The 13,832-nt window shown below is 46.4% G+C and carries 16 protein-coding genes; 13 read left to right on the plus strand and 3 right to left on the minus strand.

What is annotated here, in order from left to right; translation table 11 throughout:
• Positions 1-486, plus strand: a complete 486-nt coding sequence (locus tag ACTHPG_RS24515) for a DedA family protein (RefSeq protein ID WP_091019228.1) — start codon at positions 1-3, stop codon at positions 484-486.
• A 1,042-nt stretch (positions 487-1,528) separates the two neighbouring features.
• Here the strand turns inward: ACTHPG_RS24515 and ACTHPG_RS24520 are convergent.
• Positions 1,529-2,719, minus strand: coding sequence for a cation:proton antiporter (locus ACTHPG_RS24520; RefSeq protein WP_440391952.1), 1,191 nt, complete (start codon positions 2,717-2,719; stop codon positions 1,529-1,531).
• Positions 2,720-3,099: 380 nt separating this feature from the next.
• Between ACTHPG_RS24520 and ACTHPG_RS24525 the strand changes: the two genes are divergently transcribed.
• The 6 genes from ACTHPG_RS24525 to ACTHPG_RS24550 all read left to right on the plus strand — a co-directional run bounded on the left by ACTHPG_RS24525 (position 3,100) and on the right by ACTHPG_RS24550 (position 6,807).
• On the plus strand, positions 3,100-3,672 hold the full coding sequence (locus ACTHPG_RS24525; protein WP_074096493.1) for a DUF420 domain-containing protein: 573 nt from the start codon (positions 3,100-3,102) through the stop codon (positions 3,670-3,672).
• Between the two features lie 73 nt (positions 3,673-3,745).
• Entirely contained in the window at positions 3,746-4,489 is a 744-nt protein-coding gene (gpmA, locus tag ACTHPG_RS24530; protein WP_440391953.1) for a 2,3-diphosphoglycerate-dependent phosphoglycerate mutase, read from the plus strand.
• Positions 4,490-4,709: 220 nt separating this feature from the next.
• Positions 4,710-4,880, plus strand: coding sequence for a hypothetical protein (locus ACTHPG_RS24535; RefSeq protein WP_190945097.1), 171 nt, complete (start codon positions 4,710-4,712; stop codon positions 4,878-4,880).
• A gap of 191 nt (positions 4,881-5,071) precedes the next feature.
• Positions 5,072-5,980 (plus strand): aldo/keto reductase, encoded by a 909-nt coding sequence (locus ACTHPG_RS24540; protein ID WP_440391954.1) that lies wholly within the window; start codon positions 5,072-5,074, stop codon positions 5,978-5,980.
• Positions 5,981-6,065: 85 nt separating this feature from the next.
• Complete coding sequence (locus tag ACTHPG_RS24545) at positions 6,066-6,392, plus strand: thioredoxin family protein (RefSeq protein WP_017692202.1); 327 nt, start codon at positions 6,066-6,068, stop codon at positions 6,390-6,392.
• Between the two features lie 232 nt (positions 6,393-6,624).
• Positions 6,625-6,807, plus strand: coding sequence for a hypothetical protein (locus tag ACTHPG_RS24550; protein WP_440391955.1), 183 nt, complete (start codon positions 6,625-6,627; stop codon positions 6,805-6,807).
• Positions 6,808-7,078: 271 nt separating this feature from the next.
• On the opposite strand, the gene bacA is transcribed toward ACTHPG_RS24550, so the two are convergent.
• Positions 7,079-7,888 carry an undecaprenyl-diphosphate phosphatase gene (bacA, locus tag ACTHPG_RS24555; RefSeq protein WP_315939421.1) on the minus strand — a complete coding sequence of 270 codons (810 nt, stop codon included), beginning with the start codon at positions 7,886-7,888 and terminating at the stop codon, positions 7,079-7,081.
• 214 nt (positions 7,889-8,102) lie between these two features.
• On the opposite strand from bacA, the gene ACTHPG_RS24560 reads away from it, so the two are divergent.
• The 5 genes from ACTHPG_RS24560 (at position 8,103) to ACTHPG_RS24580 (ending at position 11,712) form a co-directional block, all read left to right on the plus strand.
• Positions 8,103-8,735, plus strand: coding sequence for a TetR/AcrR family transcriptional regulator (locus ACTHPG_RS24560; protein WP_440391956.1), 633 nt, complete (start codon positions 8,103-8,105; stop codon positions 8,733-8,735).
• A gap of 162 nt (positions 8,736-8,897) precedes the next feature.
• Positions 8,898-9,749, plus strand: a complete 852-nt coding sequence (locus ACTHPG_RS24565; RefSeq protein ID WP_074096488.1) for a substrate-binding periplasmic protein — start codon at positions 8,898-8,900, stop codon at positions 9,747-9,749.
• Between the two features lie 32 nt (positions 9,750-9,781).
• Positions 9,782-10,426: an amino acid ABC transporter permease gene (locus tag ACTHPG_RS24570; protein WP_017692207.1), complete on the plus strand. Its 645-nt coding sequence runs from the start codon at positions 9,782-9,784 to the stop codon at positions 10,424-10,426.
• 16 nt (positions 10,427-10,442) lie between these two features.
• Positions 10,443-11,189: an amino acid ABC transporter ATP-binding protein gene (locus ACTHPG_RS24575; protein ID WP_440391957.1), complete on the plus strand. Its 747-nt coding sequence runs from the start codon at positions 10,443-10,445 to the stop codon at positions 11,187-11,189.
• A 100-nt stretch (positions 11,190-11,289) separates the two neighbouring features.
• A complete protein-coding gene (locus ACTHPG_RS24580) occupies positions 11,290-11,712 on the plus strand; it encodes an OsmC family protein (RefSeq protein ID WP_421894792.1) in 423 nt (140 codons plus the stop codon).
• A 94-nt stretch (positions 11,713-11,806) separates the two neighbouring features.
• Here the strand turns inward: ACTHPG_RS24580 and ACTHPG_RS24585 are convergent, their stop codons facing one another.
• Positions 11,807-12,418: a TetR/AcrR family transcriptional regulator gene (locus ACTHPG_RS24585; RefSeq protein ID WP_440391958.1), complete on the minus strand. Its 612-nt coding sequence runs from the start codon at positions 12,416-12,418 to the stop codon at positions 11,807-11,809.
• A 141-nt stretch (positions 12,419-12,559) separates the two neighbouring features.
• Here ACTHPG_RS24585 and ACTHPG_RS24590 point away from each other — a divergent pair, with 141 nt between their 5' ends.
• Entirely contained in the window at positions 12,560-13,738 is a 1,179-nt protein-coding gene (locus ACTHPG_RS24590) for an MFS transporter (RefSeq protein WP_440391959.1), read from the plus strand.
• Positions 13,739-13,832 lie beyond the last annotated feature (94 nt).

A 13,832-nucleotide genomic window follows, 5' to 3' on the forward strand; every position in this document is an offset into this window, starting at 1 on the left:
ATGGAATTTGCAAAAGAATTTATTGGTCAATATGGTTATTTCGCAATATACGGACTACTGGCTCTTGGCGTTATTGGCATGCCGATTCCGGATGAGGTGATGATGACGTTTGTTGGTTATCTCGCCTCCATCTCGGTATTGAATTATTCCGTATCCATCGCCGTCAGTTTCGGTGGCGCATTTACCGGGGGTCTGCTCAGCTACATGATTGGCAAGAAGGCAGGCAGGCCGCTGTTCGATAAGTATGGCAAGTGGATTGGCGTAAATGCCAAACGATTTAGCAGGGTGGAGTCGTGGTTTCTGAAATATGGATACTGGTCGATCATCCTCGGTTATTTCATTCCGGGCATTCGTCATCTGATGTGTTGTTTCTCCGGGATGAGCCGCATGGCGATTGGCAGATACGTAGTTGTATCGGGCATTGGTGCATTCGTCTGGTGTGTTGTCTTTATCTCGATTGGTTTTTATGTTGGTGTGTTAACTTAAAATGGGACAGCCTGTTGCAATAACAGGCAAAGATCGAAGACCTCTTGAGTGTAAGGTGGTCTTTTTTGTTTGTTCTATTTATGGTCGGAGACCTCTTCTAAGTAAATTCAGGACAAAAATAAACTTACCCGCGGAACTGTAGAGATAGCCCATAAGCTATTGCGGGAAATACAAGTTCAGAGCTAATCCAGCTATTCTCTGAGTAAATCTTCGTATAATCCTCTATGTAACTCTCCGTGTAACTCTATTATTCAACTCTCCAAGTAAATTGTTAGTGACTCAAGGATCTGAAACCCCAGTAACTCCAGTGGTTCGCATTAAAGTTTAAGAATAGTGTAGTAACTCCAAGGTTTCAAAGTCATCTCCAAAATTCTAACGAACTCAAATGAGCTTATTATCGAGATATGAGGCAGTTGGAATTCTAACGAATCCCGGAAACTTTATTTCACGAAAATGCCCCTCAAACTGCCCTGATTTACTCTATCTCATCACAATAAGGTGTCCTGAGTTCGTTATAAAATGGACATGCACCATATTGGCCAAATAACGTGTCTCATGTTCGTAAGATATAGGTTCAATATCGTTGAGTGCCACTAGCGACATGTAATACCTCTTGATCAATCAGACTATGACGAACTCTTCGAGCGTGCTGATCTGTGATTCGCAGATGCGTACCAAACGGAACGCAAAAATTCCAATGTGCTATGTTCCAATCCATTTTCTACTCTGGAAAGCACTAGGGGGTTCGTTTCCTTCACCAAAAGGGAGTGCATCCAAAATTCGTAAGCTACATTAAATCAATGCTCATCGTCTTCATCTCCTCTAAAAATAATAAAATCAAACGAACTTGAAAGGCCTCAAGTCGTCATGTGAAAATACAAAAAGCCGCTCTGACCATCTCCAACCTTCATGTCGAAGGGGATATGTTCAAAGCGGCGTGTGCTTCACGACCGATATATTATTTTCTAAATCAAGTATAGCTTCAAATACAGAATGATTTCAATACCTGTTAACTAGACCAAGTTTTGAACGGGGGCACCCCTCATCCACCAAGATGTGACTCCTCAATACCTCTTTCCACCCGCTGTTCACCCTTTTTGCGTGCAAAGGTGATTTTGAGCAGAGGTGGCGTAACCAATGTGGTCACAATCACCATGATCACAACGCTGGTGAAGTACTCTGAATCAAGTAATCCTGAGGCGAGTCCAGTCGAAGCGATTATCAGAGCAACTTCTCCTCTGGAGATCATGCCTGCCCCAATAGCGAGAGAAGAGGGACGGTCGAATCCAGTCAGTCGTGCACCAGCTCCGCCACCGATTAGTTTGGTGACAATAGCAATGAGACTGATGACGATAATGAACCAAATCTGTGAACCCACACCATCAAAGGTGACATTTAAGCCGATGCTGACAAAGAATACCGGGACAAAAATTCCGTAAGCAATCGGCTCAATTTTGGTTTCAACCTCGTGTTTGAAGGTGGTTTGGGAAATGGCGATACCTGCTGCAAAAGCACCGATAATGCCCGCAACACCCATCCACTCAGCAAAGTATGAGAATCCAAAACAGATGATGAGCCCGGTTGTAATCACCGTTTCGGTGACCCGAAGCGGGGCCATCCATTTCATGATCCGCGGCACAAGCCACCAGCCTGCTGCAAAGATGATGACGAAGAATAGAAGTTTCTTGCTAATCAACCATGCAATAGAGACATCCCCTGCACCAGTGCCGAGCAAGCTCATCATAACGGCGAGCAGAACTACGACGAGTACATCATCGACAACGGCTGCACCCAGAATTGTAGTACCTTCACGTGAACTCAGCTGATTCATGTCCTTCAATGTCTGAACAGAGATACTGACTGATGTTGCACAGAACAAAAGTCCGAAGAAAAGCGCGTGTGTCTGTGACATACCAAACGCCAAGGCCGAACCATATCCTCCTACAAAAGGTAAAATAACGCCGCCAACTGCCACAGCAAAGGCGGACTTCCAGTTTTTCTTCAACTGCTCCAGATCGGTTTCCAGTCCGGCAATAAACATTAGCAGCAATACCCCGATCTCGGCCATATAATGAACGAAATCACTTTGTTGAACCCATCCAAGCAGGGCAGGACCAAGAATAACACCAACAATCAATTTTCCCAATACTGAGGGCTGTCCAAGCCGCACAGACAAATCCCCAGCCAACTTCGTAAAGATTAAAATAAGTGCAAGAACCAAAATAAATTCCATAGGTGTACTCCTCTCCAGCATTAGCGTCAATAGGATAACCTGTCCAAGGGTGAAACATGCCCATCTTCGGATTGAAGCAAATAAAAAGACATGGAACCACTCCGAAAAGTGCCATCCATGCCTGAAAAAAAACAAAGAGGGGCCCTTGGTGACAGGCTCCTCCAGTTTGAACGCGTATGTGATTAATTGCATTAATTATACCACAAATAAAGACTTGGGTAAATGGGAACCAGATTGGATTTGATTGAAAATGGCCGCGAAGGGGCATTTTATAGGGGAGTGCGGCGTTTTTTGTTCAGAGTGTTGTCACTTAACAGCCCGGAATTGCCGAGATATAATGATATAGAACATAGAAGTTAGGATATGAGGAGGATTTTGCATTGGGCAAAAATAACAAAGGGGAACCGAACATCCAGTCCCCGACGAGCAATAAAAATTTCGCAGGCATCATTATCACGATTTCCATTCTCGCTAATGTCATTATTTTATTATTGTTCTTCGCACCGTCCATTGGTTACAAAGGTGATGTAACTTTTGATATTACGGTGTTGCCGCGGTTTAATGCCGTGTTTAACAGCTTTACCTTCATCTTCCTGCTCGCAGCGCTTATTGCTATCATCAAGCGGAATGTGAAGCTGCACAAACGATTTATTCTTGCCGCATTCTCTACAACGTTGTTATTCCTCGTGACCTATCTGACGTTCCATTACCTCTCACCAGAGACGTCCAAATACGGCGGCGAGGGCATCATTCGTTCCATCTATTTCTTCATTCTGATCACCCACAGTATACTGGCAGCCCTGATCGTTCCTTTGGCGTTGTTCACACTTGTATGGGGTTGGACGAATCAATTGAAGAAGCACCGCAAAATTGCACGTTGGACTATGCCGATCTGGCTGTATGTCAGCTCTACAGGTGTTGTGGTATACCTGATGATGGCACCTTATTATTAATGTTATGAGCGTTTCGCTGTGCTAATTCGTTTGACTTGAGGGTAATGTTTCCATGGAAGGAGGATTCACGGTTATGTACAGAGTTGTATTGATTCGCCATGGACAGAGCATGTGGAATGTAGAGAATCGTTTTACCGGTTGGACAGATGTGGATCTGACAAAGGATGGTTACGCTGAAGCTCGTAAAGCAGGCAAGATCATGAAAGAACAGGGATTTGATTTTGATTACGCTTATGCATCCGTGCTGAAACGTTCCATCCGAACACTCGACATTGCGCTGGATGAGATGGACCTCATGTGGATTCCCATAACGAAGACATGGAAGCTGAATGAGCGCCATTATGGTGCATTGCAAGGACTCAACAAACAGCAGACTGCCTTGAAGTATGGCGAAGACCAAGTGAAGGAATGGAGACGCTCCGTTAGCGTATCTCCGCCCGCATTGGACGAAACCGATGAACGATATGTGCAGGATCTGGACAAGTACAAGCGGCTAGGATGCACAATCCCGTTTACGGAGAACCTGATGGATACATCACAGCGAGTGCTGGAGTACTGGAATGCGGAGATTAAACCGATGGTGTCGGCAGGCAAAAGGGTGCTGATCTCTGCGCATGGTAACACGCTTCGTTCACTCGTCATGCATCTGGACCAGTTGTCCGAAGCAGACGTGATGGCGCTCAATATCCCGACAGGCATTCCGCTTGTCTACGAATTGAACGAAGACCTGCATCCCATTGGCCACTTCTATTTGACCGCCGATGGCTCGACCTATAAACATGAAGAAATGACCCATGTGGCAACACCTTCGGATTAATGGGTATTGAATATAGGTCTTGATTGTACGAAATCTTGTTGTTTGATTCATCTCGTTCAGTTGATGTTTCAACCAGGATGATTGGAAGATGACCGCTGAATTTTAATTCGGAGGTCATCTTTTTTTGACCAATCAAGCTTGGACTTCGTTTCGTTTTGCTCCCACAGGGTAATTGTCAAACAAGACACGATGTACATTTATCCTGAAGGAGGAGAAGCACATGTCTAAAAGAAGAGGAATACTGATGACAGCTATCGGCGCAGGTGTAACTTATCTGATGAGGAACAAACAAGCAAGAGATAAGCTGTTTAGCACGGTATCGGGTATGATGAAAAGCTCCAATTCGTCCAATGGAACCAGTAAAGCCAGACCACGCGTGGAAGTGAAATAGATATCGGGCGTTCGTTTATCGATTGAATTAAATCGGTTGAATTAAAATGATTATGAGAAACCTGGAGATGAAGTCAATCCAGGTTTTTTTGTGCCATCGAAGGCAAACCCTTGCTTTCATGTGTAATGCGATTTTTGCCAGCAAGAATGATACAATGGATACTTGCAGAATGTATGGAGGGAGATGCACATATGAAGAAAAATCGTCTGGGTACATCCGAACTAATGGTGTCGGAGATTGGGCTGGGATGTATGTCCCTTGGAACCGAAGTGGAGCCTGCTATAGACCTGATTCATGAGGCGCTGAATCATGGGGTCAACCTGCTGGATACAGCCGATCTGTATGACGCAGGGCGTAATGAAGAAATTGTGGGGCAAGCTATTAAGGGCCGTCGGGACCAAGTCATTGTGGCGACCAAAGTAGGTAATCGTCGTCTGCCCGGCAAAGAGGGCTGGTCATGGGACCCGTCCAAAGCCTACATTAAGCAGGCTGTACATGAAAGTCTGAAGCGATTACAGACCGATTACATCGATCTTTATCAGCTGCATGGCGGGACCTTGGATGACCCTATCGAAGAGACGATCGAAGCGTTTGAAGAACTGAAGAAGGAAGGACTTATCCGATATTACGGAATTTCTTCCATTCGTCCCAATGTGATCCGGGAGTACGTAAAGAGGGCATCCATCATCAGTGTAATGAACCAGTATAGTGTTGCTGACCGCAGAGCGGAAGAAGAAGTGCTGCCTTTATTGGAGCAGAAGGGAATCAGCGTAATTGCCCGTGGGCCCGTAGCTAGCGGTGTGCTTGCCGAATCCGGGTCTGCCAAGGCAGACAAAGGTTATCTGGACTATACGCCAGAGCAACTATATACCATTCGGCAAGGGCTAGGTCGTCTTGTTACGGATCAGCGCAGCATGGCTCAGACAGCTATTCGCTATGCATTATCCCATCCTGCCGTAGCAGCTGTTGTCCCAGGTGCCAGTTCAAGAGATCAGTTGCTGCACAATATTGCCGCTTCGAATTCGCCTGCACTCACAGCTGCGGAAATTCAGGAAATACGAGAGCTCAGTCCCGCTAATCTGTACAAGCAGCATCGGTAACGCCATTAAGCCTATTTTCAATTGTAACTATACAAGGTACAATGGAGACTAGCCATTGAAGGAACATATAAGGGAGAGAAGACATATGGAAAGAATTCAAAGTGAACAGCAATATTTGGATACAATTAATTCTGATGGTTTTACCGTCATTAAATTTGATACAACCTGGTGCCCGGATTGCAAAAACCTGGATCGGTTTATCGGGGATGTTATCGACCAACATACGGATAAAACCTTCTATGCCCTGGATGCAGAAAAGTTCCAGCCGTTCGCCGAAGAGAACGGTGTACGCGGCATTCCAAGCCTGCTCGTCTTCCAGAACGGCAAGAAGATTGCACATCTGCATAGCAAATGGGCTAAAACGCCTGCACAAATCTCCGAGTATCTGGAGACGCTTGAATCCAAAGTTTAAAGTGGAAGGCAAAAGCAGCTTGTTTCATGAACTATTCATAAACTTAACTACAACTTAACTACGGAGACCTCTTCTTGTCCTGCGACAGGAAGGGGTTTTTCTGCTTCATTCCAGCACGCATGATGTGCATGTGGCGAACTGAAGATGAGGATCAACGCTTGTTTAGAATTTGTTCAGTGCTCCCGTGTATACTGTGAGAACAAACTGAATATGTGGAGTGAAGAAGATCCGTATGAAGAATGAAATTTTTGAGGAAATGCATCAATTAAGCCACAATGATGACCGAAGATACCGATTGTTGATGATCGGAGTGAAGCAATTGCTCCAGGAACAAAAGGAGAATAGATATAATCTGCGTGAGAGATTGAAGTATCGGAAGAGACACCGGAACTTTCAAGTGAAAAAATGGTCCTAAACCAGCAAGTTTTTCAGAAGTGAATATACATCTGAATGTCCATGATACATAGTAACCTAGTCCGCATCATCAATGATCCAACTCAACATAGAAGGAAGTCATGAAGTGTAAGACTTCTTCTAATTACAGATATTCCTGTATCTTGGCAGCAAAAGGAATCCTAAATCAACTGATGATGATGTAAAGGAAGTATAGTATAGAACATAAAAATGGCGGCCTCGTTCCATATGGAACTTGAGGCCGCCATTGATTTTGCCTGTCCAGTTGATGATTACATCAAAATAATAAAGAACACGGCTGCCAAGACGAAGCGATACACAGCAAAGACGGTCAGGCTCAATTTTTTCAAAATGGACAGGAACGTCTTGATCGCAAGCATGGCGACGATGAAAGCAGCGATGAATCCAATCGCGAAGATTGGGAAATCACTGCCGTTCAGGTGATCGATACTTTTGTACAGGTCATATCCCGTAGCACCAATCATAATTGGCACAGACACGAGGAATGTGAACTCCGCAGCGGCTACACGGCTTACCCCTGCAAAGAGACCGCCCGAGATCGTTGACCCGGAACGGGAGAAGCCTGGCCACAATGCCAAGATCTGAAATAGACCTACCGCAAATGCCTGTTTGTAGGAAATATCATCGACATCATGGGTAGTAATTCGTTCACTTTTACGGCTCCAACGTTCGGCAACGATCATCAATATACCACCTATAACGAGGCTGTACAGCACTGTTTCCGGACCAAACAAATGTGCTTTGATCCAATCACGGAATACAAGTCCGATAACTACGGCAGGAACCATCGCCAGGAAGATATGTCCCAGATTGAGGCGGCGGGAGTAAGGTCTGCTGCCTCCGGTGAAGCGGAACATATCAATGAATTTGTTCCAGTACAGTACAACAACAGCAAGTACAGCTCCGAGTTGAACAACCACCTCAAACGTTTTGACTGACTCGTTGTCCTCCGATAAACCCAGCAAGTGGGCAGTCAGAATCATGTGTCCAGTAGAGGACACGGGCAAAAACTCAGTCAAACCTTCGATGATGCCCATAATAATGGATGATATAATGTCCAATTCTCTTCCTCCTTGAATTGCAGGTGACAGCACAGGCTGTCCTGCTTGACCATGCCTGTTCATTTGAACAAGGCTATCACCTATTATGATCACAAATGCACTCAACTTCAACTTATGCTTGTAATCATTTGTTTAAAACTATATTGACAAAAACCTAGTTATCCCATAGGATATAACTTAACTGACTGACTGATCAATCGGGAGGGTTACAGGAATGACCAAAATCAACAGTTTGGAACCCGGTGAAGAACGCCGGGACCAGATCATTCGCATAGCGATGGAGCGGTTTGCAACCCAAGGCTACCATCAGACGAAAATTTCCGATATCGTCCGTGAAGCTGGTGTGGCGCAAGGAACGTTCTACTGGCATTTCAAGAGTAAAGAAGCGATTGCTTCGGAGATTGTCTTAACGGGCAAGGAGAAGTTGCTTGAGTCGATTGGACAAGGATATCGCAAGGATGCCGGATCGGTAGAAGATATGGTGAAAGCATCGGAAAGACTGTTCACTGACCTGTTCATGTTCGCCGCACAGAATCGTTATTTTATGGAACTGTTGCTCAAAGGCATCGTGACGGAAGAATCCGTACAACGCTTGGTTGAGGAGACACGCAATGCTGTCGAAACTGCGTTTCGCCACAATATGGAACGTGCCATCGAACTCGGCATGTTGCCCAGGAGCATGGATGTACCGCTTCGGGCAGCGCTGTTGGTAGGCATGATCGAAGGCATGATATCGCGCTGGTTGTTCGGTTCCGATGAGTTGCATAGCAAGTTCTCAGCCATGACAGCTTCTTCGCTGGCCGCTGAGGCAGCAAGCTTTGAGTTTTACGGACTATTGGGCACATAAGCAATGTGCAGCGTTCGCAGCTTTATTTTTCAAACGCGAGACCAGAGATTCACATGATTAAACAGGCAACAGGGAATAATGGGTACAACTGCGGTTTAGTGACACAATATAGTGACCAAATGTACATCCAGAACAATACATGACTGAGAGGAAGTTAACGTAATGAACAAAACATACGGATCGAAAACTCGTAAAGGCTGGTCTCTGACAGCGATTCTGCTGATGACCGTGCTGGTACTTAGTGCTTGTGGAAGTAAGGCGACAGACAATGGAAGCACGAATGGTGCACAGGCAAGCAATGAACTGGAGCAGATCAAGTCTGCTGGCGTGATTAAAGTGGGCATGATGGGCACATACGCACCATACAACTTCCTGAATGATAAGAAAGAAATGGATGGCTATGATGCAGACATCGCGCGTGAGGTTGCGAAGCGTCTTGGGGTTGAAGTTGAATTTGTATCCCAGGAGTTCTCCGGTCTGACACCGAGTCTGCAAGCCAAAAAGCTGGACGCAATTATCAGCCAGATGACGATCACGGATGATCGTAAGAAAGTACTCGACTTCAGTGACCCGTATATTACGAACCAAGTGAAAATCATTGTAAAAGAAGACAATAACGATATTACCAAGCTGGAAGATTTCAAAGGGAAAACGATTGGCGTAGGTCTGGGTACAAATGATGAATCCTATTTGCGTAATGAAGTGTTGCCTAAAGTGGGAGACTTCACGATTAAAACCTATGACGATGTAATCTCTTCACTGAAAGACCTGAATGCAGGACGGATTGACGCCACAATCAACAACATGTATGCACTGAAACCAATCGTGGATGCCAACGGATTGAATATCAAAGCTGTAGGCGAAGCAATCAAGAGTGACCAGGCAGGAATAGCAGTACGTAAAGACAATCCGGAACTCGTAGCAGCGCTGAATGATGCTCTCAAAGGCATGAAGGATGATGGCACGTACAATACCATTTTCAAAAAATGGTTTGGTGAAGAGCCTGCGCAATAATGAACTGGCAAGGCGAAGGGAAGATTTGACTCATGGAACTGGTATTTGAGAATATCCCCTTCTTTTTGAAGGGGGCGTACTATACGCTGTATGTAACTGTGATCTCCATGTTTTTTGCGTTCATCATCGGGGTGCTCGTTGCAATCGCTCGTTTGAAAGGACCGATGTGGCTCCGGTTGATCGCCAGATTCTATGTATCCATCATGCGGGGAACCCCGCTGCTGGTGCAATTATTCGTCATTTATTACGGATTGGTTGATTACGGAGTGACCTTGGGGTCGCTCACGGCTGCCTGTTTGGGACTAAGTCTGAATGCAGGTGCGTTTCTGTCGGAGACGTTCCGCGGAGCCATACAGGCCGTACCTAAAGGGCAGACGGAAGCTGCATATGCAACGGGAATGACCCCGGCTCAAGCGATGAGACGGATTATTTTCCCGCAGGCTGTGCGCATTGCCATCCCGCCGATGGGGAATACGTTTATCGGCATGTTGAAGGAAACATCACTTGTAGCAGCGATTGGTGTGACCGAGTTGCTGCGTTCCGCACAGCTTCTGGTGTCGCAGTATGCACTGAACATGCCGTTTTATCTGGCCATCGGTGTAATCTACTGGATTATGAGTATCGGCTTCTCGGCCATTCTGGAACAAGTGGAGCGCCGGCTGGCCCGGGCTTACTAATGGGAGGAGAGAACCGATGATTACAACAACTGGGCTAACCAAACGATTTGGACAAAATGAAGTGCTCGCGAATATAGATCTGCATGTCGATGCGAAAGATATTGTTGTATTGCTTGGCCCAAGTGGTTCAGGCAAGAGTACCTTGCTTCGCTGTCTGAATGGACTGGAAGAGCTGTCTGGCGGACAGATTGAAGTGAACGGTGTAGTAGTGAACAGTGCTGATCCGTTGCGGGTCCAGCGCGCCCGGGTCTTGGAGATTCGTCGCCAGACCGGCATGGTCTTCCAGCAGTTCAACCTGTATCCCCACAAGACGGTGCTAGGCAATGTGATGGAAGGTCTCGTGACAGTGAAAAAAATGAAACGTGACGAAGCGGCTGAACGTGGCCGGATTCTACTGGATCGGGTGGGTCTGTCGGACAAGCAAGATCAGTATCCGTCCCGATTGTCCGGTGGGCAACAACAGCGGGTTGCCATTGCACGTGCACTCGCGATGGAGCCGGAAGTGATGTTGTTCGATGAGCCAACTTCTGCCCTTGATCCCGAACTGGTTGGAGAGGTGCTTTCCGTCATGAAGGAACTGGCTGAGGAAGGCATGACCATGCTGGTTGTGACACATGAATTGAAGTTTGCCCGTAATGTGGCGAACAAAATCGTCTTTATGGCAGACGGATCTATAGTGGAAGAAGCAAGTCCACAGGCCTTTTTTGAACATCCGACGCAAGAACGCACACGTCGTTTCCTGCAGCAAATTACTGAATTTTGATGAAGATAACAGCGATCGGAAGGTTATTCTGTCATCGGAGTGGCAAGTGCAAACCATTTTCGCTTGAACTTAACCTATTTTAAGAAAGAAGGATAACATCATGAATGTAACAACCGTATGGAAAGGCAAACGCGCATTTACTTCCGAAGGACCCTCTGGCTACGCGGTTGGCATGGATGCTACTGCTGCTTATGGTGGTGACAGCAAGGGTGCGACCCCGATGGAATTGTTACTGGCGGGTCTCGGCGGCTGTATGGGAATCGACATTACGATGATTCTGGACGCATTCCTGGACAAAATCGAGTCCATTGAGATCGAAGCGCAAGGCACACGCAGCGAGGATATGCCTAAGGGCTTCACATCCATTGATCTGATCTTCAAGGTCGATGGTGATATCCCGGATTATCGCATCTGGAAAGCGATCCAGATGGCTGAAGAGAAATATTGTGCAGTCTCGGCTTCGCTGAGCGCCGATATTCATCCAAAACTGATCCTGAACGGGGTAAGCACACCTCGTCCTTAACAGCATATGAGCAAATTTTATATTGCGCAGGCACTTCCAATCGTGGGAGTGCCTTTTTTGGCTTTTCTAACCTATCCATCGTTCGTGAATAAAGTCAGGCTGAATGTTGAATCAGGTTCCAGATGCCCATGAATTCCGTGATAGCCTGATCGATTGTGGTAAAAGGAACGCCGTCCCGGGCTTGTGTAGATATGCCTTGCATAAAGGCATCAAATACGGTGGTTAGCATGTCTACATTCGTGGAAGCAGGAATTTCACCGTTATCCACAGCACGCTGGATGCAATCCTGCAGGCGGTTGCGAGTCAGCTTTCTTTTCTCAGCGGCAATGTCACGGATATGATTGTTTTTGGAAGAACATGTGCTGGCTGACAGCACAATTAAACAGCCAGATGGATGCGTGCTGTCTGTTTGCATTTTTGCGGTACTTCTTAATGTTGTTTCAATCGCTTCTCTTGGTGACAGCGTGAGATCCGAGAAACTTTCCGTCACACGTCCAAACGTTCCCATATATCGTTCTACCACTTCTTTATATAGCGCTTCTTTGGATTCAAAAGCTGCATAAAAGCTGGCTGCTGAAATATCCCCCATGGCTGCTCTAAGCTGAAGTAAGGAAGTGGCCTCGAATCCTTGCTCCCAAAAGAGCATCATTGCCTGGAATAGGGCTTCATCCCGATCGAAAATGCGTGGACGTCCCGTTCTTGCCATAAGAGATTCCCCCTTTTTTCTTAATTATATACTAATCGATCCAAAAGTCATTGACAAGCGAACATACTCTGAATAATATAAGGAATGATCGATCCATAATTCGATTACTTGTTCTATACTACCTTAAAAGGAGCTGCACAGATGTCAGATATATCTTCTCATCGTTTTCCATGGTTGGGGTTGCTTGCCCTTGCTATGGCTGGTTTTATAGCCATTATGACCGAAACACTTCCTGCGGGGCTGCTGCCGCAAATTAAAGAAGGGCTGCAGATCTCTGAGGCAGGGGCGGGGCAACTTGTCACCTTTTATGCTGTTGGGTCGCTGGTTGCTGCCATACCAGTGGCGGTGCTAACAAAGGGCTGGCGGCGGCGTCCGCTTTTACTCCTGTCCATTATCGGTTTTCTTGTCTTCAACACCATCACTGCCTTCTCGTCAAACTATGGGCTGACACTTTTCGCTCGTTTCTTGGCCGGTGTTGCAGCTGGTGTCTCCTGGGGTCTGATTGGTGGTTATGCATTACGGATGGTACCTGAGCATCTCAAGGGAAGGGGCATGGCTGTGGCTATGATTGGAACGCCGATTGCCTTATCATTTGGTGTTCCGGCAGGTACGCTGCTGGGTTCATTTATGGGCTGGCGCTCGGTGTTCTGGCTGATGTCGTTGCTGGCGTTTGTACTGATTTTCTGGGTGCTCTGGAAAGTACCTGACTATCCGGGGCAGTCAGCGGATAAGCGGATCTCCGTCAAGCAAGTCCTGTTCACCCCTGGTATTATTCCCATTTTGACTGTCGTTTTGGCCTGGATGTTGGCTCATAATATTTTATACACATATATTGCTCCTTTTCTCGCCGATGTCGGTTTGGAATCCAAGGTTGGACTCATTTTACTTGTATTTGGTTTGATGGCATTGGTGGGCATTTGGATTACAGGTATGTTCATTGATCGGTGGTTACGTATGCTGGTTCTCATGAGCCTTGCAGGCTTTGCTTTGATTTCCCTTGTATTGGGTCTTTGGAGTGAGCACGTTGTTGTCATCTTCGGTTCTATTGCCCTGTGGGGTCTGACATTTGGCGGTGCGGCTACCCTGTTGCAGACCGCACTTGCTCAAGCTACGGGCGAACAAGGTGTGGATCTCGTCATGCCGATTAATACAACCGTATGGAATCTGGCTATTGCCTTTGGGGGAATGGCAGGAGGTGTTCTTCTGGATCAATGGGGAGCTTCGTCATTTAACTGGGCCATCTTGGCTTTATCACTGGTGGCTTTGATTGTTGCATGGCGTGCCAAAGGATATGGATTTCGCCCATCTAGGAGTCACTAAACTTCTGTCAACAAAAATAACTCGGTTAGCCCGGTCGCCATGTGAATGGCGGCCTTTTGTTGGAGGTTATGCCCCGGCAATAGATATATCCATT

Source organism: Paenibacillus sp. SAF-068 (assembly GCF_051967555.1).
In the GTDB taxonomy this organism is placed as follows: domain Bacteria; phylum Bacillota; class Bacilli; order Paenibacillales; family Paenibacillaceae; genus Paenibacillus.

Coding starts and splice junctions, on each gene's coding strand:
- ACTHPG_RS24515 (WP_091019228.1), top strand. CDS start 1: ATGGAATTTGCAAAAGAATTTATTGGTCAATATGGTTATTTCGCAATA.
- ACTHPG_RS24520 (WP_440391952.1), bottom strand. CDS start 2,719: ATGGAATTTATTTTGGTTCTTGCACTTATTTTAATCTTTACGAAGTTG.
- gpmA (WP_440391953.1), top strand. CDS start 3,746: ATGTACAGAGTTGTATTGATTCGCCATGGACAGAGCATGTGGAATGTA.
- ACTHPG_RS24535 (WP_190945097.1), top strand. CDS start 4,710: ATGTCTAAAAGAAGAGGAATACTGATGACAGCTATCGGCGCAGGTGTA.
- ACTHPG_RS24540 (WP_440391954.1), top strand. CDS start 5,072: ATGAAGAAAAATCGTCTGGGTACATCCGAACTAATGGTGTCGGAGATT.
- ACTHPG_RS24545 (WP_017692202.1), top strand. CDS start 6,066: ATGGAAAGAATTCAAAGTGAACAGCAATATTTGGATACAATTAATTCT.
- ACTHPG_RS24550 (WP_440391955.1), top strand. CDS start 6,625: ATGAAGAATGAAATTTTTGAGGAAATGCATCAATTAAGCCACAATGAT.
- ACTHPG_RS24560 (WP_440391956.1), top strand. CDS start 8,103: ATGACCAAAATCAACAGTTTGGAACCCGGTGAAGAACGCCGGGACCAG.
- ACTHPG_RS24565 (WP_074096488.1), top strand. CDS start 8,898: ATGAACAAAACATACGGATCGAAAACTCGTAAAGGCTGGTCTCTGACA.
- ACTHPG_RS24570 (WP_017692207.1), top strand. CDS start 9,782: ATGGAACTGGTATTTGAGAATATCCCCTTCTTTTTGAAGGGGGCGTAC.
- ACTHPG_RS24575 (WP_440391957.1), top strand. CDS start 10,443: ATGATTACAACAACTGGGCTAACCAAACGATTTGGACAAAATGAAGTG.
- ACTHPG_RS24580 (WP_421894792.1), top strand. CDS start 11,290: ATGAATGTAACAACCGTATGGAAAGGCAAACGCGCATTTACTTCCGAA.
- ACTHPG_RS24585 (WP_440391958.1), bottom strand. CDS start 12,418: ATGGCAAGAACGGGACGTCCACGCATTTTCGATCGGGATGAAGCCCTA.
- ACTHPG_RS24590 (WP_440391959.1), top strand. CDS start 12,560: ATGTCAGATATATCTTCTCATCGTTTTCCATGGTTGGGGTTGCTTGCC.